This window comes from Neobacillus drentensis (genome assembly GCF_036962125.1).
Lineage (GTDB): Bacteria > Bacillota > Bacilli > Bacillales > Cytobacillaceae > Neobacillus > Neobacillus drentensis_B.
Map to the genome: position 1 here is coordinate 177,807 of NZ_JBALOA010000002.1, position 25,416 is coordinate 203,222.

Below are 25,416 nucleotides of genomic sequence, written 5' to 3' on the forward strand. Positions count from 1 at the left end.
AGCTTCCTTTATATTAAAAAAATACCTTTAGCGCAGCCGATAAAATTGCTGCAATAAAGGTATTTGAATTATGAAGATATAGCATTTAATGTGCGTGTGAATCACGGTGACTGCCGAATCTACCCCATTTATCATGGAATGGTGCTTCTAGGAAAAAACCAATCAGTAATTCAACTAACCCCACTGCAAGAAAAGCGGGTTGGAGCCAACTTTCCCAGCCAATCCAATAGACTTGTGCGGAAATCCAAATAAACATTACTACTCCTAATACCATAACAGAGATTCCAGCATACCGATAGTTAATAAATAATAATAGTGCAGCAATAATACTTAGAATTCCATTTGCTGCCATCAAAAAAAGCCCAGGAATGAAGAAATCACTAAATGGACTTTCTTTTAATAAATCTACCGTCATACCTAAATTGCTTCCATCAGGCTTTAGAATGAACATAATTCCAACGGCAATTGCACCAGCACCAATAATTAATAAAAAATCACCCGTTACAAGAGACAAAGCCCTTCTTTTGTTCATTTTCCCCATCTTCTTTCGATTAGATTTGGAAAATCGTCGTCGAAACAATCGGAGTAAATCTATCCGTTTATATTATACCTCTCCTATCAAAAAAAGGAAAATAATAACAGGAAAACCTTTACAAAAATAAAAGCACACTAAGTAAGTGTGCTCAATTGGGAAACGTATGTATTTTATAACGCTGGAGCTTCCATTCCCATTTGGATCCATTCATTCCTTGATGGGCCATATACCCCTGGAACATTCAAGCCAGCCTGGCGCATTAAAACGGTCATTTGGCCGCGGTGATGAATAATGTGTTTTATCAAAAGAGAGAGCGTCACACCTTTTGGCAAATCCATTCCAAATACATTTTTCAATTCTTTTAAAGAAGCATCCGTCCATTGTTCCTGAACAGCAGTGACTGTGTTAGCGCTTACCTTTTGGAAAGTGTCAGCAATGGTTTTTGCTGAGCTTGGAACCTCAGCTTCATTTTTCACATTTTCAACAGTAATTCCAAACTCAGTTAGCATCCCAGGTGTACTTGCTACCACATGCCACGCGATTCTCCCAAGTGTCCGGTCTTCGGGAGAAACCTCTTGTTGAAGAGATTGATCAGTCAATGCATCTAAAACCTTCTGCGTAGATGATGCTTCTTGATTCCATTCCATTACAAATTCAGATATAGAAGTATACATAATATTTCCCTCCATCTTTCAACAGGTTTTACTGTAAAAGTATAACATTTATGATAAAGGTCGCAAAATCTACCATAAAAAACTTGAACAGGGGATCGCTAGCCCTCTTCAACCGTAGAGATATGAGGTAGATTTCTATACTTTTGTGCATAGTCAATTCCGTAACCGACAATGAATTCATCTGGAATAACAAAGCCGACATAATCCACAGTAAGATCTACCTTCCTTCTTTCTGGCTTGTCTAACAACGTACAGATTCTTATTTGTTTCGGTTTATGTGCTTTCAAATGGCCGCGCAAGAAATGTAAGGTCAGGCCACTGTCAATAATATCCTCCACGACGAGGACATTCTGATTGGTAATATTCGCATCTAGGTCCTTCAGTAGCCTGACTTTACCCGTTGTTTCTGTTTCATCACCATAGCTAGAAACGGAGATGAAATCAATTTTTATATTCCCTTTCATCTCCCGGATCAAATCAGCCGCAAAAACAAACGATCCTTTTAGAACAACAATCATTACAATGTCTTCATTATTAAAATCATTCTCAATTTGCTCAGCTAACTTCTTCACTCTGTCTCTAATTTCTTGCTCGGATATCATCACATCTTTAATTTTGTACCCCAAAACCTCACCGTCTTCCTAAAATTTTAAAAAACACAAAAAAGCCAATACGAAAAACCAATTAGTTTGATTTTTCGTATTGGCGAGGATTATTATACCCCTTTATAAGCTAGGCGGTAAATTTCAGCTAATTCGGTGACTAATGGGAGCTTAGGATTTGCTGTGGTACATTGGTCTTCGAAGGCCCGATCTGCTAAATAATTAACCTTACTTTCGAATTCAACTTTATTTATATTATTGGCTTCAAGACTCATCGGCACTTCAAGTTCTTTTGCTAGTTTTATAATTGCTTGAACAAGACTTTCTACGCCTTCCTCCGTGGTACTAGCAGGTAATCCTAATATTTTAGCGATTTCAGCATAACGTTTGTCAGCTTTGAAATGATTATATTTTGGAAAAGCGGTGAATTTCTTTGGCTTTGTTGCATTGTAGCGAATAACATGCGGCATAAGGACTGCATTCGCCCGTCCGTGTGCAATATGGAACTCGGCTCCAAGCTTATGGGCAAGACTATGGTTAATTCCTAGAAATGCGTTCGCAAAAGCCATACCGGCAATGGTTGAAGCGTTATGAACCTTTTCGCGTGCTTCTTCATCATAACCGTTTTTGTAAGCTCGTGGCAGATACTCAAAGACGAGTTGGATCGCTTTTATGGCAAGACCATCTGTAAAATCATTGGCCATACAAGAAACATATGCTTCAATCGCATGGGTCAATACATCCAAACCTGTATCAGCGGTAATATGCTTTGGCACTGTCATCACAAACTGCGGATCGATTATAGCAACGTCTGGAGTCAACTCATAATCAGCGAGCGGATATTTTATATTTGCCTCTTTATCCGTAATAACGGAGAAGGAAGTAACCTCCGACCCTGTTCCAGATGTAGTTGGAATGGCAACAAACTGCGCCCTTTGGCCGAGATTCGGATATTTAACAATTCGTTTTCGGATATCTAAGAATTTTTGTTTCAAGCCAAAGAATTCTGTATCTGGATGTTCATAGAACAACCACATTCCTTTGGCTGCATCCATTGCGGAACCACCGCCGAGAGCAATGATTACATCTGGCTGGAAGGCGGCCATCATTTCAGCACCCTTCATGACCGTTTCAATGGATGGGTCTGGTTCCACCTCTGAGAAAATTTCGCAATGGACATAATCTTGACGTTTTCTTAAATAGTAGAGGACCTTATCGACATACCCTAATTTCACCATTCCAGGGTCTGTGACAATAAATGCTCTTGATATCTTCGGCATTTTTGCAAGATATTGAGTTGAGTTTTTCTCAAAATATATTTTAGAAGGAACTTTAAACCATTGCATATTAATATTCCTTTTCGCTACTTTTTTGATGTTCATTAAATGAATAGTACCCACGTTCGTAGAAACAGAGTTTCCGCCATAGGTGCCGCAACCGAGGGTTAATGACGGCATATAAGCATTATAAATATCACCAATGGCTCCTTGTGAGGATGGGGCATTGACAATAATCCGGCCAGCTCTCATCCGTAAGCCAAACAGCTTCATCACCGTTTCATCTGTCGTATGAATAACTGCTGAGTGACCTAATCCGCCAAATTCAAGCATTTCTTCAGCCCTCTTTAAGCCTTCGTCCAGACTGCTTACCTTGTAGCAAGCAAGCACAGGGCTCAATTTCTCCCTTGAAAGCGGGAATGCTGCTCCGACACCTGTTAATTCAGCGACAAGAATCTTTGTACCGTCAGGAACCTGAACTCCTGCCATCTCAGCTATTTTTGAAGCAGCCATCCCAACAATTACTGGATTAACCGCACAAGAATGTTCATTAATAACTAACTTTTCAACCTTCACTTTTTCCTCTTCATTTAAAAAATAACAATTATTTGCGATCATTTCTTCTTTTACGCTATCGTAAATCTCTTTATCAATAATTACGGCTTGTTCGGAAGCACAAATCATTCCATTGTCAAACGTTTTAGATAAAATCAAGTCATTCACGGCTTGATGAAGATTGGCTGTTTTTTCAATATAACAAGGAACATTTCCTGGTCCTACTCCAAGGGCTGGCTTTCCTGAGCTGTATGCAGATTTAACCATTCCTGCACCGCCAGTGGCAAGAATTAACGAAATTCTTGAGTGGTTCATTAACGCTTGGGTGGCTTCAAGGGACGGTATTTCAATCCATTGAATGCAATTTTCAGGTGCTCCAGCTTTTATGGCAGCTTCACGAAGTACCCTTGCCGCCTCACTGCTGCATCTTTGTGCTGATGGATGGAAAGCAAAAATAATTGGGTTTCTGGTTTTTATCGATATGAGTGCTTTAAACATTGTGGTTGAGGTTGGATTGGTTACAGGCGTAACTCCAGCAATAACCCCAACTGGTTCTGCGATTTCAATCATCCCTTCATGTTCGTTTTCATTGATGATTCCAACCGTTTTATCGTATTTGATATTATGATAAACATATTCTGTAGCGAACATGTTTTTAATAATTTTATCTTCGTATACGCCTCTCCCTGTTTCTTCAACAGCCAACTTTGCGAGCGGCATATGCTGATCAAGACCCGCTAATGCCATTTCTTTAACAATTTCATTAATCTTATCTTGATCAAAGTTTCGGAACTCATCTAATGCTTTTAATCCATTTTCCACTAATTGATTAATCATCTTTGTAACATCATGTTTTTCTTTCACTGCTTTTTCTACTACTGCCATCGTAATACCTCCATTTGATATATTATTTGTGAAATATTTCACAAAGTTAATTAAAAAAATATAAACTATCGGCTGGTATTTTCTCTGGGTGTGAATTTGTGAAACTTTTCACATAATAAACTAAAAATAAAAGACTCTTCTAAATTTGTATACTTGTTATTCACAAACTGGATTGCGAGGAATCTTTTCAAATAAAATGTCGTTTAAAACCTTGGAATATCTTTTAACAATGACCACATAATTGATGGTCCAGATATAAGCGGGAACTTCTTCATTTTCTTTGAAGTACATTGCTTCAAATTCGTCCCCTACTGCTTCTTCGAATGTTTCTAGGGTATAAGTTTCAGAATCTGTAGAGAAGGTTTTCCATTCACATACCATCATGTCTTATCACTCCTTATTTCTTTTATGGATACATCATAACATGGATTTCGAATAATAGTTTGTGAAGTATTGAACAAAGTGTGAAATATGGTTTTTTTACCAATAACAGGACAATGGCTTTATAAATCAATGTTTAAAAATGATTCTATTTTCATATTTTTGCTGAGTACTCCTGTAATTGAAACCGTTTACAAACATTGTATTATTTTAATATAATATTAGATACTAGTATTTTATTGAATTTATACTTAATGACCGTACCCCGATTCTAAAAGGGGTACGGTCAAATAAAGTGGACTCTTTTATTCCGCAGCCGTTAACGGAACCAAATTGCAGGCATTTAAGAGCTCACTTTCATACTAAATCAGCCTTAATTGTTCTTTTACTCCATCAATTAAATCGAAAGGTCCGACACCGTAGTGGGATAATACCTTTGCCTTTTCCACACCGGCTCTAGCATGGAGATAGCTAGCTGCTATTAGTGCATCGACTGGCATTGCACCCTGTGCAAGGAAGGAAGTGATTAGACCGGTCAGCACATCACCACTTCCGCCCTTTCCAAGGGCATCATGTCCGAATGGATTGATGTATACTTCCCCAGTAGGAGTTGCAATAATGGAACGATGCCCCTTTAACAACAAATAAACGTTTTTTTCTTGGGCAAAAGTTACCGCCACTTCGAGTCGGTTCCCTTCTACTTCTTTTACAGTCTTATTAATGAGGCGAGCCATTTCACCGGGATGTGGAGTAAAAATCACCTTTCCTTGATACAAACGGACAACATCTAATTGCTCCTGAAGCAAATACAAGCCATCTGCATCAATAACAATCGGCTGTTTGCGCAAAGTAGTTAAAATCGATTTAATCCACTTCTCCCCGTCGGCGAAACGACTTAATCCAGGACCAATCGCGATACTATCAAATTCCTGTAGCAATGGTAAAAGCTGATCAAGAGATTTTTCAGCAAAATGTCCGTTCTCATCTAGGAGAGGTAAAAGTAACGACTCTGAATTTTGACCTGCAGCAATTGGATAAATACTTTCAGGAACAGCTAACGTCACCAAACCTGCCCCAGAGTAAAGGGCAGATTTAGCCGAGAAAATTGGTGCTCCGACATATTGACGGGACCCGCCTACTATCAGCGCATGACCAAATGTCCCTTTATGACCATTCTTCGGACGAATTGGAACAGAGGCATGTGCAAGCTTTTTGGTAATTATTTTTGGCAGGTTCAGTTCTAGTTCTACTGCGCATGAAGGTGGAACCGATATATCAACTGCCTTCCACTCCCCAACATAGTTCGGGCCGTCAGTTAAGAAAAAGCCCTTTTTCGGAAAAACAAAGGAAATTGTCTTAGCCGCTTTTATAGCGACACTCTCTACTTTGCCGGTGTCACTGCTAACTCCTGAGGGTATGTCGACGGAAATGACTAGTTTCGTCCCATTAAAATCATTCACAATCTCAATGACCTCACTAAAAGGTGACCTTGCCGGTCCATTTACCCCTGTTCCCAACATCGCATCTACAATAATATCCGCATGGTTGAGCTCATTTTGGAGTGCCATTACTGTTTGATTTTGTAAAAAAAGTATAGGTAACTCTCTGTTCCGATATACATCAAAATGAACCTTAGCATCCCCTTTAATGCGGTCAGGATTTACTAATAAACACAAAAGCGGCTCTAATCCTAAATCAAATAGTCGGCGGGCAATAACAAAACCATCCCCGCCATTATTTCCGCCGCCTGCGAGCACAATAACTCGAGGATTTTGACATGGGGAACTAGCGAGTATTTCCTCAACTACTCTTGCACCGGCATTTTCCATTAAAACCACACCGGGTAATCCTAACTTTTCAATCGTAAACTGATCCATTTGCTGCATTTCTTTTTGACCCGCTGCAAACAAATTTCACCCTCTCCTTTATATCTATCGGACGTCTTCAAATTCCCGTGCAATTCTTTCAAACGCTTCCTTAATCAGCGGCCTTGGCGACGGGATACAGATTCTTTGCCATTGCAATCCCTCTTCCCCAAACATCTTCCCATCTTCAAGTAGAACATTTGCTTTATTGTATATCCGTTCATGAATGTCCTCAGGAGAAAGTCCATAGGCACTAAAATCCATCCACATGATATAGGTTCCTTCTGGGATGCGTACCTTAACTTTTGGCATATGCTCTGCCAGAAACTGGACAGCCCAGTCCATGGTTCCATCGATATAATCCTTCAACTGCTCTAACCAATCCTCTCCTTCATTGTAAACAGCAATGAGCGCAGAAACGGTAAATGGGGAAGGTAGATGCATACCCATCACAGTATTGAAGGTTTTTCTAAGCTCTGGATTTGAAATAATCACATTCGTACAATGAAGTCCAGCCACATTGAATGTCTTATTGATTGCTGTAAAAGTAATAACCCGATCAGCGTGGTCAGTTGCTTTTGCGATTGGGATAAAGGTTTGATTTCGGCGGACCAAGTCTCCATGAATTTCATCCGCAACAATCAACACATCATATTTTGCACAGATATCTGCTAATTTCCTTAATTCCTCCTCGGTAAACACTCTTCCGGTTGGATTGTGAGGGTTGCATAGGATAAACATTTTCGTTGTTTCTTCTTTTGCCTTCGCTTCAAAGTCATCAAAATCTATTTGAAAATATCCCTCACTATTGGCTTGAAGAGGATTATTGACAACCTTTCGGCCATTGGTTTCAATCGCCGAAGTAAACGGCGGATAGACCGGCCGCTGAATGATGATGCCATCACCTGGGTTGGTTAATGCTTTGACCGCCACATTTAAAGCATGCACCGTCCCTGGGCTAAAACTGATATCTTCCTGCGGTATGTCCCAATCGTGCCGCTTTTTAAACCAATGCTGAATCGCTTCAAAGTACTCTTTTGGAAAAATCGTATAACCAAAGATACGGTGATCAACTGTCTTATGTAAAGCATCGATTAAGGGCTGGGGAACAGGTAAATCCATATCCGCAGTAAACAAAGGAATGGTTTCTTCATCGTATCGATCAGTCAAACCAATTTGTTTAATTAACTCTCCGCCATCCCACTTGATTGAATAAGTTCCTCTACGATTAACCATTTCATCAAAGTTATATTTCATTTACATCCACCTTTCAAATCTTCTATTTCAAAAACTTCCTTTATTCATTTAATTATAGCGATAAACAGAGGTGATTAAAAATTTAGGAAACAAAATTTTTTTAAGGAATTAATCATTGATTAAGTTATTGACTCTGTAAAATTCTTATGTCACTTTAGATGTATATACATATGATTTGAAAAGGAAAAGAGACGATAAATTTATGAAAAGAAAAATCCTTGCCTACAACTTTGAATTCTCTGAAACCCTTGATCAGTTAAGAGATCGTTTTGACGTTGAAATATTTAAAGCAATCAATCCTAAAACTGACCCTCACTTTTTACAAGCTCTCAAACAAGCGGAAGGAATAGTTGGACTCGCTCTGCCTGTGGACAAGGAATTACTAGATTCTGCTCCCAATTTAAAAATAGTTTCTAACAATTCGACTGGTTTTAATAATCTTTCCATTGATGAGATGACTAAGCGCGGTGTGATGGGAACCAACACTCCGGGTGTACTCGAGGATACCACAGCTGATGCCATTTTTGGGATTCTTTTAGCGGCAGCAAGACGGATTCCTGAATTGGACCAATTCGTTAAGTCGGGAAATTGGAAGCATTATTTAACTAGAAAAGAATACGCAATTGATGTTCATCATAAGACACTAGGAATTATTGGAATGGGAAAAATTGGCTCACTAATTGCAAAACGTGCCCATTTCGGTTTTGATATGAACATTCTATACCACAATCGTACCCGCAACCATGAGGCGGAGGAAAAATATCACGCTGTCAACTGTTCACTTGAACGTGTACTCGAAGAATCTGACTTTGTTTGTTTAATGACCCCCCTTACACCTGAAACAGAAAATTTAATCGGGGAACGAGAATTTCAATTGATGAAAAAATCAGCCATTTTTGTGAATGGCTCCCGCGGAAGAACAGTTGATGAAAAAGCACTGATTGAAGCAATTAAAAATAAGGAGATTCATGGTGCGGCTTTGGATGTCTACCAAATTGAGCCGCTGAAAGTGGAGCATCCCCTGCTCCAGTTTCCAAATGTAGTCACGACTCCGCACATTGGATCTTCTACCTTTGAAACAGAGTTAAAGATGGCGAAACTTGCAGTCGAGAATTTAGTCGCAGGACTAAATGGAGAACGTCCGCGGAATTTGATTAATCCTGAAGTATTAAATTAAATTTTACAAGGAGTTAAAAACATGAACTCACCGAAAACGATTGTAGAGAAATTAAATTTACATAAATATCCACGTAAGCTAATTCTTCAGAAACCGAAAGATGTGGATTATTTTAATGGGTTAGAATATGATTCAACGATTAAAAATGAAAACTATGATCTCGTCTTTAATTTTGTCTTTAGCTTAGAGGAATTTTCACAACAGCTTCAATCCGTAATTGAAAAGCAATTACTAACTAAAAACGGCTATATATTCTTCGCCTATCCGAAAAAGAATAATCCAAGATACAAAGAATTCATAGATCGTGATAGTTTTTTTAAGGTATTACCTGTCGATGAAGATGGCTATGCACTTGGAAGTGATTTAAAATTTTCGAGGATGGTCAGTATGGATAATGTGTTTACCGTGGTCGGCTTGAAATCAGCACCTAAAAAGGTGCAAAAGACGGCAAGCAGCAAAGCTAGTCAAAGTGTGGATGACTATATCGTTCATGTGGAAGATATCAAACAGTATTTATTTAAAAATAAAGTGATATTAGATAGCTATAATCAATTATCTTTTGGCTATCAAAAAGATTGGGCCCGCTATGTTTATAGTGCGAAACGAAAAGAAACCCAAGAAAAACGACTGTTAGAAATGGAAACCGTTTTAGGAGAAGGCTATAAAACAATGGATTTATATCGTAGGAAACAGAAATAATTCAACTCCTTTCTATCATAACCTGATAGAAGGGAGTTATTTTGTTTATAGCGACTCATATGTAATTTTTCTCCAGTAAATAGTCATTATCCGCTACTAATTAACTTGTTAAGCTTCCCCTCAAGCAAATAACTTATACATTTCCTCGAAATTGGCTACAATTCTAATAGAAATGGAGGAAAAGCATATGGTACGATTTCTTGCGATTATCTCATTTATTCTATTATTTAAATTTTCACTACCTGTCATTGACAAACAGATGGAAAATAGCGACATCGAAAAAGCGATTGATTCCGTTCAATCTGAAATCAATGTCAAAGATAACCCTGCTTTAAAAGTAACACTGGATGATTTTAATGAAAAAGCTCAACAATTAATAAAACAACTGGGCATCCAATGGGATGGCCTGCCACTAAATAAAGAAAATCTACAACCGAAAGAAAAAGTGGAGTTAACCGTTCCTGCGGAGCAAGTATTCTCGATTAATAATGTGGAAATTGGCAATCTAAAAGAAGATGTTGAACATAACTTAGGCAGGGCAAACCGCACTTCCCTTAACGAATATGGGACGGATTGGTATACCTATCATCAGGATTATCAGGATTTCTTTATGGTCATGTATGATGAAGCCAATAAGGTAACTGGATTGTACACAAACCAAGATTTAGTTGCTTCAACTAATGGAATTAAAATGGGGAGTTCGAAAAAAATAGTACGTGAAAAACTTGGAACTCCATTAACCAAGATTCAAAAAGGACACATGGTGTACCAACTACAGGAAAATAGTGACTATGATACCTTCTTGGTGGATGGAACCTATGTTACCGTTTTTTATGATAAGCATGAAAATAATACGGTAACAGGGATCCAGTTAATTGCTAAAGACTTCGATGAGAAGAAAACTGGTTTTTACACAAAAGGGAACTCCGCTCTTAAAGCAGGCTTTGAATTTCAGTTATTTGATTTGACCAATGCTGCTCGAGTTAATCATAATTTGCAGGTCTTAACATGGGATGACCATGTACGAGAAACGGCCCGTAAACATAGCACCGATATGGCGGTCCATCAGTACTTTGACCACACCAATCTTGAAGGACAATCTCCGTTTGATCGGATGAAAGAAGATCACATCAGTTTTCATTTGGCTGGGGAAAACCTTGCATACGGACAATTTAGCAGCATTTTTGCCCATGAAGGTTTAATGAATTCACTCGGGCATCGGGAAAATATCTTACGTAAGGGATATAAGTTTTTAGGGGTCGGGGTTGCTTTTAACGGTGAATCACAGCCCTATTATACAGAAAATTTTTATGCAAAATAGATACAACGTCAAAACCTTCCTGTGAATGAAGGAAGGCTTTGTAAGATTTCATCCTTAAGTTCTGTGCCTGCCCTCCACTACTTTACATCCTAAAGCACTGGGGGGCAGGCATAATACGTTAGGCAAGGGAACTTAATTTTCTATTTTTTTTAAAGTGCAAGGGTTTATGTGTGTAATAGATTTTTGCTAAAGCATGATTTTCACACAGGGAACATTTAATTTGATAAGCTGCTTTGCAAATATGGGGAGTTTCTAAGAAGGTTAATATTTCTTTCATATGTCTCTCACAGGCCCACATGATCTCACCCCGAATTCATATTTTTTTTGAAAAAATTACTTACTTACAGAGACTTCTTTCTGCAGTCGATCTGGCTTTCTTTTCTTAACTTTATCGGTTACTTCGTCATCCCAAGATATCGAAATATCCCCGTTTGTCACGAATGTTTGACAACCTAGGCGGTACCCATCGTTTAACCACTCTTCACCTAATTTTCTTCTTTCCTGAACCTTGACCTTATCGAGGAATTCAGCGCCTTCTTCCGCCTTAAATACGCAGCTGCCGCAAATTCCTCCACCACATCGGTTTGGGAGTTCGCCATCATAACGAAGGGACATCCTTAATATATTGGAATCCTCTGGTACTTCTAATTGTTTATTACTATTAATAAAGTTTATTTTTGGCATGTCTCGTTTCCTCCCTTAAATTCATCTTCTTGGTATACAATATACCATATTTAAAATTTTCAGACAATATATAATTTTAAATCTTTTAAAAAAGCTAAATATAAGACCACATCCGGTAGACAGGTGTGGTCGTCAACCCAGGATTCAAGCAGGATCCGAGGTTTTCACTGAGAATAAATTAAGTAGACATCAATTTTTCTTTTTTATTTAGCTTTTCTTTTACATTATCAATATATGTGATATAGGCTCTTTTCGAGTTTTCAATATGAATTTTCATTAAGTACTCAGCCATTTCCGCTTCCTTATCGCGTAAGGCTTTCATAATATCTATATGTTCCTTTAATGATTCATTTCGTCTTCCTGGAGTCTCATAGCCCATATTTGCAGCCATGTGGATATAATCAATCAGACCAGAGAGGATTTCAAATAATTTAGGACTTTTCGATGCCTTATTAATCAGACGGTTCATTTGTATATGTTCAAGATTAAAATTTTCTTCCGCTTGGTCCCTTAACTCAATTAGTTCCTCAATCTTTTCGTCTAATTCTTGTTGTGTTTCTTTATCCATCCGCTTCGCGGCCAATTTTACGGCGAGTACTTCTAATGAGGCCAGAATGGTAAATACCTCGATGACTTCATGCTTGGAAATATTTGAGACAACGACACCTTTTCTAGGGACAGTTTTTACAAATCCTTGGGATTCTAACCGGAACAAGGCTTCGCGAATAGGCGTTCGACTGATGCCTAATTTGCCAGCAAGGTCTCTTTCAATTAAGCGATCCCCTGCTTTTAATTCGCCCTCAAGAATCATTTCCTTTAAATATTTATAGGCATGCTCGCGAATCGATAAAAGATTGTTTTCCTCCCATCTAATGTCCATAACTTCCACCCGCTTATTTAATAGTTACTTACGAAAGAAAAACTCCACCATAGATCAAACAACCGACAATTAATAAGGATGGGTGCATTTTGAATCTAATTAGAGCAAAATAGCTGACTACAGCCAAAAGAACTAAGTGAAAAATGCCACTTTTTTCATAGGCGGTTAAAAAGAATTGATAGGCCATTACAGCAAGTAAGATAAAAATAATTGGCTGAACGGACTTTGTCATAAGTGCTACCTTTGGATTCCCTTTAAATAGATTAACAAACTTAAATAATAAAATAACTGCTAGAGCAGAAGGTAGAATTGTTGCGATCAGCGCGAGGATTGCTCCAAGAACTCCTCCTAGTTGATAACCAATATAGCCCCCCATTTTGGTGGCGATCGGTCCAGGCAGTGCATTGGCGATCGCTAAAACATCCCCAAATTCCGATACACTCATCCAATGGTAATGGTTGACCACTTCATTTTGTATTAAGGGTATGGTTGCAGGTCCGCCGCCGTATCCCAATAAATTAGCGATTAAAAACGACCAAAAAATATGCACATAGATCATGAACTTTTTTCCTTTCTATGAAGAAGCAGCTCAGCAGCTGTCTTTGCCGCTTTTTCTTTTCGATCCGCAATGATAAAAGCAGCGATGAGAAAGACTGCAATTAAGATTCCGGGATGAACGCCAAGAAACTGGACAATGACTAATGAAACAATTGATAAGGTAAGCATGATCGGAAAACCCAAGCCTTTACGGCCATTTTGGAAGAAACGGTATGCCATCTCCAAAAGCATAAAACCAATCACAGGTGTAACACCTTGAACCATTCCGCTGACAATCGGCGATTCTTTATAAGAATAAAGCACACCTAATAGGGCAATCATCGCAATAATCGAAGGTAAAATGTGGGTAAGAATGGCCACGGTGGCCCCTGAATATCCCTTCACCTTATATCCAATATATGCCGCCATTTTTGTGGCAATCGGCCCTGGCAAGGTATTGGCTAAGGCGAGGATTTCTACAAATTCTTGTTCGTTCATCCACTTATATTTTTTGACTGCTTCATGTTCAATCAGCGGTATCGTCGAGGGTCCGCCCCCATAACCTGTCACACCGGTGCGGGCAAATCCAATCGCTAACTCAAGATATGTTTTCAGTTGATTCTCCCCCTTTTTATACCAATATAACATTTTTAGCCTCTTTTTAATAGAATGAGAGATGAAGATAGACCCCATTCTGCTTTAAATTAATGCACGAATGAGGCCCGGATTTGATTATTTTTTTATATCGGCTGCTGTAATGACTTCGTGGCCATCGCTTTCCAGATAGGATTGCAATGCCTGCAGTGCCGCAGTACCAACAGCAGTATCTTGCTCACCGTTACCGCCGCTGACGCCAATTCCACCAACCACTTCACCATTGACAACAATCGGGAATCCACCAACAAAAATCGCAAATTTTCCTGGAAGCATTTGCTGAATTCCAAAAGCTTCATTGCCTGGAAGTGCCGGTCCATTTGGCTCTTTGTTAAATAAATGGGTAGAGCGTTTGTGGCCAGCAGCCGTGTAAGCTTTAGCAATCGAGATTTCTGGTCCTGTAATGCGTGCTCCGTTCATGCGCTCTAGCGCTATTAGGTTTCCACCATCATCAACAATAGCAATTGTTTCAAAGACATTTATCTCCTCTGATTTTTTCTTAGCGGCCTCAATCATCAACTTTGCTTCTTCAAGTTCAATTTTCAGTACTGATTTCATATGTGAATGGCTCTCCTTTATTTATTAAATATGATTAATAGCCCATATAGACTGTTTTAAGTTGTGTAAAGAACTCTAAGCCCACTCTACCGGATTCACGGAAAGTAGAGGTACTTGATTTTTTCAAGCCGCCAAATGGGGCATTCATTAAGTTCCCTGTCGTTGTCCGGTTTACTTTGACGGTTCCTGCTTGGATATCCTTTGTAAATTGGTTGGCGATTTTCAGGTTATTGGTCACAATTGAAGCAGATAAACCATACTCGACATCATTCGCAACCCTGATGGCTTCTTCATATGTATCTACTTCAATCACAGCCACCACTGGGCCAAAAATTTCTTCTTTTGCAATTCGTGAATCTGGTTTTACATTCGTAAAAATAGCCGGCTGGACATAGTATCCATTTTCGAATGCTCCCGTCACGATCGTTTCACCGCCATAAACCAATTCAGCGCCATCTTCTTTACCATATTCGATATACTTTAAAACATTCTTCAATTGTTTTTCATTGGCAAGCGGGCCAATTTTCACACCGGCTTCAAAGCCGTTCCCCACTTTTAAGGCACTTGTTTTTTCAATGAGCTTTTGAACAAACTCATCTTTTACACTTTTCATAACAATCACACGGCTTGTTCCTGTGCAGGCCTGCCCTGTTAACGAAAAGCCCCCATTCACCGTTAAGTTCGCTGCTAGATTAAGATCGGCATCATCCATAACAATGAGTGGATTTTTTCCGCCTAGTTCCATTTGTGTACGAGTGGTAAAGCTTGCTTTTCTATGAATGTCTTCCCCAGCAGCAGTTGAACCAGTAAACGTAACGGCTCTAACAGCTGGATGGGTTACCAAAAGGTCGCCGACATCCGAAGCCTTTCCCGTTACAAAGTTAATTACACCTTTAGGAATTCCTGCCTGATCTAGCGCTTCCACAAGACGGAAAGCAATTAGTGGAGTATCGGAGGAAGGTTTGAAAACAACCGTATTCCCAGTGATTATAGCGGGAGCAATTTTTCGGGCTGGGATCGAAAGTGGAAAGTTCCAAGGCGTAATAACACTAACCACTCCCAGTGGTTCTCTTTCCGTTGAAACTTTCATATTGGCATCATCATTTGGAAAGGTTTCACCTGTAAAACTTTGTCCTTCTACCGCATAATAGCGGAGCGTTTGCGCGGAACGAATGACTTCATTCTTGGCATCATCGACATGTTTGCCTTCTTCTCTGGTTAATTCTTCAGCCAAAGCATTTACATTTTGCTCAAGGATGCTGGCCGCTTGATTTAAGATTGCTGCACGTTTGGATGGTGCAGTTTGGGACCAGCCAGGAAATGCATTCTTGGCTGCTTCAATGGCACTTTGTACATCCTGTTCGTTGGAAGCCTGGAATTCTCCAACAAGATCTCTGGTATCAGCTGGGTTTACACTATAGAAGGTTTTCTTGCTGACCGATTCTTGCCATTCTCCATTAATATAGTTATTGAATGTTTTTACTTCTGTGGTAATCACTTCTATCACCTTTTTTCATTTATTGAGTTCCAGCTATTATTAGAATAATATTTTCCTATAAAAATGGCCGTCACTTAAACCTTAAATTACAAGATTAATATGACGGCCGGTAAACGAATGCTTCCGCTAATCTATTTACTTAGTTTCTACTAAAGCGCCTAAATCTTTTTCAATATACTCTTTCCAAAGACCATCCATGTACATACGACGCATTTTTGCTCCAGTACGAACAACTTCTAGGCAGCGTTGTTGTAATTCTGGTGTGTCAGCATGGTCAAGAACAATTTTGTATCCGCGTTCACCATGGATCTCATCTGAAACGATGTGAAGGTCAAAGAATTCGATTTCTTCATCAGTAAACCCGTATTTTTCACGTAAAGCAGGAGTTTGCTTTCTGTAAATATCAGGAACTTGTGATTCTAAACCAACAACTAGAGCTGCAGTTGCAACGACAAAATTCTCACGAGCAGCTACCGCGAAACACCAACTTTGAAGACCTAAAGTGGTTGGAGCCATGTTGTTTGGGTCGATAATTCTTTCTGCAGTTGTACCACATGCTTCTGCAAATCGAATCAACAAGTCAGTATGGCGGTCTGCAGCAATTTCCTCTTCATACATATTTTGAAGGGTGAAATCTTTTGCAGCGGCAAACTTTGGATCTTGTGGAGTATTGTGGTAAATATACGCTAAGTAATCAGCGAATGGTCCTACATAATGGTAGTGATTTTCAGCCCATCTAGCAAAATGTTGTCTTTCAAGTTTGCCCTCAGCCCATGCTACTGTAAATGCAGCCTTCTGGCTGTGGTTACCTTTAATTGCTTCCTCTAATTGTCTGCGAAATTCATCTTTAGATAATAATTCTGTCAACTGAAACTCCTCCTCTAATTTTATGTAGGTACCCAATCCTAAATTGGTATTTGATATTTTGTATACCAAATTAGTTTAAAAATAAAAAGATTGTGGATTAATTGCTTTTCCAACACTCTTAAATTTGGTTGAAATTTCGATTTGGTATACCTTACGTTTATACTACCAAGATATTGTTTATTTGTAAATATAATTTTTAGAATTTTTAAAAGATTATCATTCTTTTTTCTAGTGCTCGATTATTGCTGAACATTTACTTTTAAATCTAGCAGGGTTAATAGTTCATTTGAAAGATTTTCAAGTGCTTCCTCAACGATCTGCTGGCCGATTTCCCAGCATGCTTTTGTGCCATCACCAATACAGCCATTGTTCGTCATTTCTTCATAATAATAAAATCCTTGGATTGCTTTCCCTGGTCTGAGCTGCTTCCATCTTCCCTCTTCTTGAATATCCCCTTTTTCGAGTTTTTCGAGGCGGACAAGTTCGGGTGCTAAATACAACGCTTCTGAAACTTCACGTTCACAACTATGTCCGAATAAAGTGGAGGTAACATTTTCCTTGATGGCCTTTTTTGCAGAAGCAGTGGTTTTTGCATAGTAGATTTCCACATCTAGTTCTTTCGTTAGCATCAATGAGGCCACATTGAGTGTCGACTGGTTCCCACCATGTGAATTTAAAAACAAAAACTTCTTAATCCCATGATGCTTTAATGATGAAACTACATCTTTTAATACAGCAATTAATGTGGTTGGCTGCAAAGAAATTGTTCCAGGAAAATTTAAGTGATGCTGTGAAACACCCATATTAATGGTTGGGGTGACTAATGCATAAGGAAACATTCGCTGAGCCAACTTCTTGGACATCTTTTCTGCTAAAACCGCATCACAGCTTTCTACCATATGGGGACCATGCTGCTCATGGGCGCCAATCGGGATAATAGCAAATTGAACCGTCTGTAATGCTGCTTCTACTTCTTTCCACGTCATACTAGTTAAATCATAACAATCCATGATTGCTCACCTTCTGTTAATTTTTGTATTTTGTATACCGAATAAATAAAATAATCCCCTTTTAAGATTGAACAGCCGATTGTTTCTTCGGGGGCTGGATCGAAATATTTTCTTGTGAAATTTCAATATCCTCTTTTATTGTTAATTGGCATGTTAAGCGATAGCCCTCTTTTACCTTATCGCCAAGCATTTTTTCTTCCTTCCAATTTGGCGGGGCTAATCCGTCAGCTCCGTTTACGACGATACATGTACATTTCGTACAGCGTCCCATGCCGCAGCCATATTTTAATTTAGGTAATTGGCGGGTACCTGCTAATACTACTAGGTTTGCATTGTCTTTCACTTCTTGTTCAACGGTTGTTCCATCTACATGAATAATCACTTTTGGCATAATCTTACTCCTTTCTGTTTATTCTAAATTTTGATACTTTTCTGAAGTATACAATCTTTTGCGTAGAGAAGCAAACTAGAATTTAAAAAGGAGCGAATTTTTTCCTACAATCACTTATTCTATTAACATCATAATAATAATTTAAATATTTAGAATATATCCTTGAACAATTTAGCCACTTAAGATAAAATACACATAAGAGTTTTGGTATACAATATTCCTTTGGAGGTGAATAAAGACCGATTGACGTCTAACAGTACTTAGAGACACCATAAACGATACTTACCTGAATGAAATTCTTTAATAAACTACTAATTTACTAAAGGAGTGTTCTGCATGGGGAAATATATTGTGCTAACTAATAAAGATACCTTCCAAACAATTCTTGAAAACGAGGGGTTAAAGCCGATTGAAACCTATCATTTCTATTTCTTTGACAACTTGAAGGCAAAGTACACGATTGCTGAAGTTCTGGATGAATCGATAAAAATTCAATTATTCGAGAATTATGAAGGAAAAGAATATGTTAACCAGATTGCTGTGAAATTTTTCGAGAAGTTTGATACCATTGAGGCCGCTCGCGAGGAATTAAATGAGATTGTCAAGGCTTCCGGAAATAGTGAGGATTCAATTAACTCCAAGTTAGTTAGATCAACAGAGGTGGCCGTTTAAGCTTCCATCGTTCTAAAAATTCTTCTATATAAATAAAATCCGGAGAGAAGCGGTATCTCTCCGGATTTTATTCTTCCTGTACAACAAAAAACCGCCACTTGGTAGTGGCGGTTGTGTAAGTATACTTAAAACTTAAGAGTTTTTCTTAATGAAGCTAGTTTTTTTTCAGCTCTTTCTACAGCGCTTTTTGAATTAAATAGAAACTTAAACATTGATAAGCCCCCTATAAATTAAGTTATTTGATACTGTAATTGTATAATGGGATTAACAATAAAACAAGATTTTTGTATACCAAATACCAAAATTATCTGTGATTCATGGCTTTTTTGTGACTTTTCCAATCATTTATAAGTATTTGGTATACAATATTTAAAAAAGATAGGTGGTTGCTATGCTGAGGTATATGTTTTTACTCGTTATTTTATTGTATTTATTCTCTGTGCTTTTTCCTGCACTCCATCTTAGTGTTCCGCTTTCCTGTTTAAGTCTTTTAATTGTTCTAACCACCTTATTTAAAGCTAAGCGATTTGTAAGGATCTTAGGCGGTACCTTTTTACTACTGGGGGTAGGTTTATTAGCAACAAGTGGAGCACCCTGGAAGCAGTATATTCTCTCTTTCGGCTCGATGCTGGATCTGCTTACGATGTTTACTCTAATTCCTATTTTAGGGATTCCAATAAAATTAGGCGGTTATAGCGAAGGGATCCAAAGCATTATTCAAAAGCGTGTTAAAACCTCAGGACATTTGTATATAATCACTTCAGGTATTTCCTATTTCTTTAGTATTTTTATGAATTTGGCTACCTTGCCTATGACGTACTATTCGATTAGACCCGCCTTAGATGTGATTCCCGTTGAAAATAAAGAACGGTTTATGAGCAGAGCGATCACACGTGGATTTGCCATGCCGTTACTATGGGCACCCGTTACACCGATTGTCGGGATTGTGATTACCATGACCGATGTAAGCTGGGTTTCGATTCTTCCCTATGTTATTCCCTTAAGCATCGTGGGGATGGGTGTAGATTGGTATATCGGCTCTCGGAAGGCACATATCATGATTCATAAAAATAAGAATTTATCTGTTCACGAAACCGCCGCTACACTGGAATCAACTGGGCCGTCACCTCGAACCCGCAGAGTTTTTCAAATACTTTTGGCTATCATCATGTTTAACCTTGCCATCTCTATAGTGGAAACCAAGTTTCCTTATCCGTTTCTCATTTTAGTATCCTTACTGGTTATTCCCTTTTCATTTACCTGGTCGCTGCTTTTAAAACAGGGCAAAGTGTTCGGAGCCCATCTATTCAATCATCTTCAAAGTTTCGCTATTAGTATGAAGGATCAATTTTTTATTTTTTTATCGGCAGGTTTTTTTATCTCAACCATCAATGTTTCTCATACCAATGTATGGCTGGATGCTTGGGTGAATAAATTTATTCAATTGGCTGGTGTAGAGATCTTCTTAATATTATTACCCCTAATTCCTTTGGCTTTAGCGTTTCTTGGTCTGCACCCCGCCGTTTCGTTAGCGTTGATGACAGAAGGCTTAAATCCAGCGGTGATTGGGGTTTCTCCTCATATCCTAACAGTGGCCATGTTAGCAGGTGCCGTGTCCTCTTTTCTAGTCGGCCCTTATAATGCCACCCTGGGGCTAATGTCTAACATCGTCAAGGAAAGCTCCTATAAAGTATCAAACTGGAACCTTTCCTTTGCATGTATTTATATCGGTTGTGTGATGCTGTACTTATTTCTATTACAATTGTTTGTGTCATAAACAAAAGGTGTCAATCATTTGGATTGACACCTTTTTTATAGAAATTCCTTTATTTCTTAGTCGAGTTCTCCTCTTGAATTTCCTTAACGATTTCCTTGGCAAAGTGGCCAAGACTCCCCTCGCTATAGGATCGAATCACTTCAGGCGCTAATGATGTTAAGGCTCTTTTCAAATAGGCTGGTGATAGTCCTCGCTTCGAAAATTCGGTCTCGATATTGATGGCTGTTCTCAATGCTAAATTTGTGGCTAATTTGTTTACCTCGGTTAAACAATCTTCACTATCGTTCATGACGACACCTAATTTTTCAAAAAGCTTGCCAATGTTTTCAGGTAAGACGGACTCGCTAATAAATAATCCATTTCCATGTTCCAATAAATCCCTTGAATGACCCATGTACTTTACCCCATGGATCTGTAAGTCTGGAAACCGGACTTTAATGTCACTAGTAGGTAAGTTCGTTGCCATATTAATTATCACCGAGTTTTCGGCACTATCAGTAGACAGGTTCAAGTTAGTGATAAATGGAATCACCTCCGTGGCTGGCAATGCTAAAATTAAGACATCAACCTGTTTTAATTCATCTTCTGTTAAGAGATAGCCATATTGATAGGATTGTAGAAAGAGTTTTGCTTTCGTTACCACTGGATGATACACACCTAGTGCAATCATTTCTTTATCCCAATGCGTCAGCATCGCTGTTCCTAATTTACCGATCCCTACTAAACCAATCTTTTGGTACTTCATCTTCCATCTCCTCTCTTTATTTCATCCTATGTTTACAATCCATGTCTGGGTAACCATTTTTTCCACCCACAAATAACAAGGCTATCCCAAAAATCAGTTTGCTGCTGACTTTTGGAATAGCCCATCTATTTATTAGCGACCCCTAATCTGTCTATAGTCTAATAATATAGCTAAAATACAATGAAAATCTGTTAGTTTACCAAATAATTACTGCCAAAATGGTGGCTAGGGCGAGTCCGGTCACAACTGGAAAGAAGTTCTTTCTCGCCAGTTCTAACGGTGATACTTGGAGGAATCCAGCCACGGCCACAAGAGATGACCAGGCAATCAACGTACCTCCACCGCTCCAAACTGCACCCATCTGTCCAATCGCTGCAAGAACGGAAGGATCGATGTGACTTCCAGGTCCAATGGCTCCTGACAAAGCACCGGTTAAAGGTAGTCCTGCAAACCCGGAACCGTCTAATCCGGTAATAATACCCACAATCAAAATACTAAATGCAGCAATAAACGGGCTGTGTGGGATATAATTTTGTCCTGCTTGAATCAAATCAAAAAGGAATCCCGGCTGGGCTGCATCTTCACTTAATGAGAGGATCGAGCCAGAAAAGTCTCCACTTCCCATAAAGAAGTAACCAGCAATTGGAATAACAGGCGCCATCGCTCTAAAGGCAAATACAAAACCTTCGGTAATGTGTTCACTGATTTTATCAAGTGCATGAATTCGGTTAAAAGCAATTGTTGCCAAAACTAAGAGAATCGTTGCAACTCCACCAATAAAAGCGGCGCCGTCTCCACCCTCAAATCCAGCTCCCCCACCAATTTTGGTCTGGAACATAAAAATCATAACAGCAAGCATAGCTAAAGGGACAATAACAGCAAATATTTTCCCCCATTTTTCTTTTACCTTGACAACATCCGCAGTCTCTTCTACGGTAGCAGCAAGCTCCTCTGATACTTGAAAGAATGTTTTTTCTTCATTATTAATCGTACTTACAGATCGTTTTGTAATCGCTTTCCGATGAGTCACATAAACAATCGCAAGTGAACTTATACCCGTAATGAGTGATAGAATGAAGGCCTTGTCTGAAACCAAATTTTTATCAATTCCTGCAGCTTTTGCGCTAAGCATTGGGGCAACCTGCATAATATAATCGGATGAAAGGGCCATACCTTGACCGGCAATAACAATAACCATCGCAGAAGTCATGACTGGCAAACCTGCACTAACTGCTGCGGGTACTAATAATGCACAAATTAATGGAACAGCTGGAGTTGGCCAGAAGAAGAGTGAAATGACATATGTCGTGACCATTAATACTAGATAAGAAACGTGTCCGTTTACCATGATTTTTTTGATTGGCACGACCATTCTCGTATCTGCACCAAGATCCTTTAAGGAATTGAGGAGACCAATCATGATTGAAATGATTAGGAAAATACTAAAAAGCTCCTTAGCGGCCACGAGGTTTGCATTAAAGACAGCTTGAAAACCTGCAATAAAACTTCCTTTATACACTGCTGCTACTAAAAAGGTTCCAACAATTAGAGGTAACACAACACCTTTTCTAAAAAGCATAATAATAATAACGGCTACAGTGACAACAAGATAAACCCAATGAGCTGCTGTTAATTCCATATTTCTCCTCCGATGTTTTAAAAAATTTTAAAACGATTTGTAGCAAGAGATTTCCTTAAAAATAGGAAAAGACCGTAGGAGAGGAATAACTAATATAAATGGTTTATTTTCATGATGTAGATCCTCTACTTCTGATTTTCTTTTCTTATCACCTAAAAAGATTAACTAGTACATTCAATAAAGGAATTATTTTGCATATTGTAGATTGTATACCACAAGGTCATATGAAGTTATTACAGCGGACTTTCAACTTACAGTTACACACTAAATAGAAATAACTTTACTCTTAACATACTCCTAGTTCCTATGCTCCATCTACATACCAAGAAAAACCTGACTTTAGTGGCTCTTTACTTCGTTTTATGTAGATTGAAATTTCAGGAAACCCTTGATCAGCCCCTTCCTTTTCACTATATACACCTTGTTTTCTTTAAGGTTGAAAATAATATACCATTATTCTTTATTCATTGCAAACTATTTTGAAAATTTAGAAGTTTATATTTATTCACGCTAAAAATTCTTGCTTTAGCAGTTCTAATCAGCTAAAATGTATAAAAATGGTTTATGGTATACAAAAATCATTATTGCTTATATATTAATTCTAATAATTATTAGTTACATAGTTTAATAAATTTTATTTACAAGGAGATTTCATATGCTTAAAGCGGGGATCATTGGATATGGGACGTTAGGAAAAAGTATTAGTAAATTAATAGAATCAGGACAAGCTGGTGATGTTGTCCTCCAAGCTATTTTGGTTAGAACCCCAGTTGAGAATTCACACGTGCAATGTAAGGTGACTACTAATCCAGAGGAGTTTTTTAACGAAAATATGGATATTATTATTGAAGCAGCTGGACATCATGCCCTTCAACTATATGGTGAAAGTGCTCTTTCTTCTGGAAGTGATTTAGTCATTCTTTCGGTCGGTGCTTTAGCAGATAGAATCTTTTACGAAGCCCTACAGGCAACCGCTGCCAAATACAATCAACAAATGATAATTCCGTCGGCTGCCATTGCTGGATTGGATCGAATTGCCGCAGGGGTAATGGGTGAAATTGAGGAAATAACACTGATTACGAGGAAACCGCCAAAAAGCTGGTATGGTACGATTGCTGAGAAAAAAGTCAATTTGGAAACCATCATCGACCCGGTTTGTATTTATGAAGGAAATGCTAGAAATGCGGCAAAATTATTCCCTCAAAATGTCAATGTATCCGCCGCGTTAAGCCTCGCTGGCATTGGCTTTGATCAAACAAAGGTTCAGGTTTATGTAGACCCGACAATTGAAATGAATACCCATACCATTGTTGCCAAGGGCTATTTTGGACAAATGGAAACAACCATTCAAAACAATCCGTTTATGGAAAATCCTAAATCTAGTCCGATTGTCTCCATGAGTGTAGCTAAAGTGTTGAAAAACCTGACCAGTTCCGTTGTAATTGGTGTTTAATACAATCGATGCAAAAAGAGAAACCCCACTTAGTGATGGAGTTTCTCTATTTATTTCCTCTTCTCTTTTCCCTGATTGACTGCCTCAATATAGGCTTTACGTGAATTTTCAATATGAATTTTCGTTAAATACTCGGCCATTTCAATTTCCTGATTACAAATGGCCTCCATAATACGTAAATGCTCTTCCATTGACTGGACAGGACGGCCCGGATTTTTATACCCTGTTTTCGCGAATGCCCGTATATAATCAGATAAGCCGCTTAAGATTTCATAAAGCTTGGCATTTTTTGCCGAGCTATACAATAGATGATTCAATTCACCATGTAAGTTAGAAAAATCTTGATCATTCTTATTTTTTAAGCACTTCTCCACTTTCTTGCTGTACTCGATGAATTTAAGCTTCGTTTCATCATCTAGCTTTTGTGCCGCTAATTTCGCCGCTAAAACCTCAAGTGATGATAAAATCGTAAAGACTTCAATAATTTCCTTCTCAGAAATATCCGCAACAATAACACCTTTTCTTGGAACGGTTTTGACAAATCCCTGTGATTCTAATCGAAATAATGCTTCACGGATAGGAGTTCTGCTAATTTTTAATCGCTCAGCCAGTTCCCGTTCCACTAAACGATCTCCAGTCTTAAATTCACCTTCTAAGATTAGATCTTTAATGTGAATAAATACCCTTTCGCGTAAAGATAATAAATCTTCCTCTGCCCAATTATTTCCCACAGTTTCTCCTTCTTTCTAGGTATACATTGTACCAATTATAACTCACACCATTTGTAAACTACAAATACTATGGTTCAATTTTCCATCGGGGA

At 38.5% G+C, this 25,416-nt stretch carries 25 protein-coding genes; 6 read left to right on the plus strand and 19 right to left on the minus strand.

Annotation, left to right across the window (positions count from 1 at the left end; all coding sequences use genetic code 11):
- Positions 1–85 precede the first annotated feature (85 nt).
- The 7 genes from V7121_RS01825 to V7121_RS01855 all read right to left on the minus strand — a co-directional run bounded on the left by V7121_RS01825 (position 86) and on the right by V7121_RS01855 (position 8,031).
- On the minus strand, positions 86–532 hold the full coding sequence (locus V7121_RS01825; RefSeq protein ID WP_335545487.1) for a hypothetical protein: 447 nt from the start codon (positions 530–532) through the stop codon (positions 86–88).
- 173 nt (positions 533–705) lie between these two features.
- On the minus strand, positions 706–1,209 hold the full coding sequence (locus V7121_RS01830; protein ID WP_335501244.1) for a DinB family protein: 504 nt from the start codon (positions 1,207–1,209) through the stop codon (positions 706–708).
- 98 nt (positions 1,210–1,307) lie between these two features.
- A complete protein-coding gene (gene hpt, locus V7121_RS01835; RefSeq protein ID WP_335501246.1) occupies positions 1,308–1,835 on the minus strand; it encodes a hypoxanthine phosphoribosyltransferase in 528 nt (175 codons plus the stop codon).
- Positions 1,836–1,924: 89 nt separating this feature from the next.
- Positions 1,925–4,528, minus strand: a complete 2,604-nt coding sequence (gene adhE / locus V7121_RS01840) for a bifunctional acetaldehyde-CoA/alcohol dehydrogenase (protein WP_335545489.1) — start codon at positions 4,526–4,528, stop codon at positions 1,925–1,927.
- 156 nt (positions 4,529–4,684) lie between these two features.
- Positions 4,685–4,912, minus strand: a complete 228-nt coding sequence (locus tag V7121_RS01845) for a hypothetical protein (RefSeq protein WP_335545491.1) — start codon at positions 4,910–4,912, stop codon at positions 4,685–4,687.
- 359 nt (positions 4,913–5,271) lie between these two features.
- Entirely contained in the window at positions 5,272–6,819 is a 1,548-nt protein-coding gene (locus V7121_RS01850; RefSeq protein ID WP_335545493.1) for an NAD(P)H-hydrate dehydratase, read from the minus strand.
- Between the two features lie 21 nt (positions 6,820–6,840).
- Positions 6,841–8,031: a MalY/PatB family protein gene (locus tag V7121_RS01855; protein WP_335501694.1), complete on the minus strand. Its 1,191-nt coding sequence runs from the start codon at positions 8,029–8,031 to the stop codon at positions 6,841–6,843.
- 202 nt (positions 8,032–8,233) lie between these two features.
- On the opposite strand from V7121_RS01855, the gene V7121_RS01860 reads away from it, so the two are divergent.
- The 3 genes from V7121_RS01860 (at position 8,234) to V7121_RS01870 (ending at position 11,228) form a co-directional block, all read left to right on the plus strand.
- Positions 8,234–9,208, plus strand: a complete 975-nt coding sequence (locus tag V7121_RS01860; RefSeq protein ID WP_335501696.1) for a 2-hydroxyacid dehydrogenase — start codon at positions 8,234–8,236, stop codon at positions 9,206–9,208.
- 21 nt (positions 9,209–9,229) lie between these two features.
- Positions 9,230–9,907, plus strand: a complete 678-nt coding sequence (locus tag V7121_RS01865) for a YdeI/OmpD-associated family protein (RefSeq protein WP_335501697.1) — start codon at positions 9,230–9,232, stop codon at positions 9,905–9,907.
- A gap of 187 nt (positions 9,908–10,094) precedes the next feature.
- Positions 10,095–11,228, plus strand: coding sequence for a CAP domain-containing protein (locus V7121_RS01870; protein ID WP_335501699.1), 1,134 nt, complete (start codon positions 10,095–10,097; stop codon positions 11,226–11,228).
- A 333-nt stretch (positions 11,229–11,561) separates the two neighbouring features.
- Here V7121_RS01870 and V7121_RS01875 read toward each other — a convergent pair whose 3' ends face one another.
- The 9 genes from V7121_RS01875 to V7121_RS01915 form a co-directional block, all read right to left on the minus strand.
- Positions 11,562–11,912 carry a 2Fe-2S iron-sulfur cluster-binding protein gene (locus tag V7121_RS01875; RefSeq protein ID WP_335501701.1) on the minus strand — a complete coding sequence of 117 codons (351 nt, stop codon included), beginning with the start codon at positions 11,910–11,912 and terminating at the stop codon, positions 11,562–11,564.
- Between the two features lie 178 nt (positions 11,913–12,090).
- Positions 12,091–12,792 (minus strand): GntR family transcriptional regulator, encoded by a 702-nt coding sequence (locus V7121_RS01880; RefSeq protein ID WP_335501702.1) that lies wholly within the window; start codon positions 12,790–12,792, stop codon positions 12,091–12,093.
- Positions 12,793–12,820: 28 nt separating this feature from the next.
- Positions 12,821–13,351: a chromate transporter gene (locus tag V7121_RS01885; RefSeq protein WP_335501703.1), complete on the minus strand. Its 531-nt coding sequence runs from the start codon at positions 13,349–13,351 to the stop codon at positions 12,821–12,823.
- The gene (locus V7121_RS01890; RefSeq protein ID WP_335501705.1) at positions 13,348–13,977 is read right to left on the minus strand and encodes a chromate transporter; all 630 of its coding nucleotides are present in this window, start codon (positions 13,975–13,977) and stop codon (positions 13,348–13,350) included. Before V7121_RS01890 ends, V7121_RS01885 begins: the two co-directional genes overlap by 4 nt.
- 84 nt (positions 13,978–14,061) lie before the next feature.
- The gene (locus tag V7121_RS01895) at positions 14,062–14,541 is read right to left on the minus strand and encodes a GlcG/HbpS family heme-binding protein (protein WP_335501707.1); all 480 of its coding nucleotides are present in this window, start codon (positions 14,539–14,541) and stop codon (positions 14,062–14,064) included.
- A gap of 34 nt (positions 14,542–14,575) precedes the next feature.
- The gene (locus tag V7121_RS01900) at positions 14,576–16,039 is read right to left on the minus strand and encodes an aldehyde dehydrogenase family protein (RefSeq protein WP_335501708.1); all 1,464 of its coding nucleotides are present in this window, start codon (positions 16,037–16,039) and stop codon (positions 14,576–14,578) included.
- Positions 16,040–16,174: 135 nt separating this feature from the next.
- A complete protein-coding gene (locus tag V7121_RS01905) occupies positions 16,175–16,906 on the minus strand; it encodes a TenA family transcriptional regulator (protein ID WP_335501725.1) in 732 nt (243 codons plus the stop codon).
- 239 nt (positions 16,907–17,145) lie between these two features.
- On the minus strand, positions 17,146–17,916 hold the full coding sequence (locus tag V7121_RS01910; protein WP_335501709.1) for a creatininase family protein: 771 nt from the start codon (positions 17,914–17,916) through the stop codon (positions 17,146–17,148).
- 61 nt (positions 17,917–17,977) lie between these two features.
- Positions 17,978–18,307, minus strand: a complete 330-nt coding sequence (locus V7121_RS01915; RefSeq protein WP_335501710.1) for a 2Fe-2S iron-sulfur cluster-binding protein — start codon at positions 18,305–18,307, stop codon at positions 17,978–17,980.
- Between the two features lie 336 nt (positions 18,308–18,643).
- Between V7121_RS01915 and V7121_RS01920 the strand changes: the two genes are divergently transcribed.
- Entirely contained in the window at positions 18,644–18,979 is a 336-nt protein-coding gene (locus tag V7121_RS01920; protein WP_335501712.1) for a hypothetical protein, read from the plus strand.
- Positions 18,980–19,370: 391 nt separating this feature from the next.
- Positions 19,371–20,756 carry a hypothetical protein gene (locus V7121_RS01925; RefSeq protein WP_335501714.1) on the plus strand — a complete coding sequence of 462 codons (1,386 nt, stop codon included), beginning with the start codon at positions 19,371–19,373 and terminating at the stop codon, positions 20,754–20,756.
- Positions 20,757–20,805: 49 nt separating this feature from the next.
- Here V7121_RS01925 and V7121_RS01930 read toward each other — a convergent pair whose 3' ends face one another.
- A complete protein-coding gene (locus V7121_RS01930; RefSeq protein ID WP_335501716.1) occupies positions 20,806–21,501 on the minus strand; it encodes an NAD(P)-binding domain-containing protein in 696 nt (231 codons plus the stop codon).
- A gap of 196 nt (positions 21,502–21,697) precedes the next feature.
- Positions 21,698–23,140, minus strand: a complete 1,443-nt coding sequence (locus V7121_RS01935) for a hypothetical protein (protein ID WP_335501717.1) — start codon at positions 23,138–23,140, stop codon at positions 21,698–21,700.
- A 655-nt stretch (positions 23,141–23,795) separates the two neighbouring features.
- On the opposite strand from V7121_RS01935, the gene V7121_RS01940 reads away from it, so the two are divergent.
- Positions 23,796–24,593 carry an aspartate dehydrogenase gene (locus tag V7121_RS01940; RefSeq protein WP_335498652.1) on the plus strand — a complete coding sequence of 266 codons (798 nt, stop codon included), beginning with the start codon at positions 23,796–23,798 and terminating at the stop codon, positions 24,591–24,593.
- Positions 24,594–24,643: 50 nt separating this feature from the next.
- On the opposite strand, the gene V7121_RS01945 is transcribed toward V7121_RS01940, so the two are convergent.
- Entirely contained in the window at positions 24,644–25,324 is a 681-nt protein-coding gene (locus V7121_RS01945; RefSeq protein ID WP_335498649.1) for a GntR family transcriptional regulator, read from the minus strand.
- Positions 25,325–25,416: the final 92 nt, after the last annotated feature.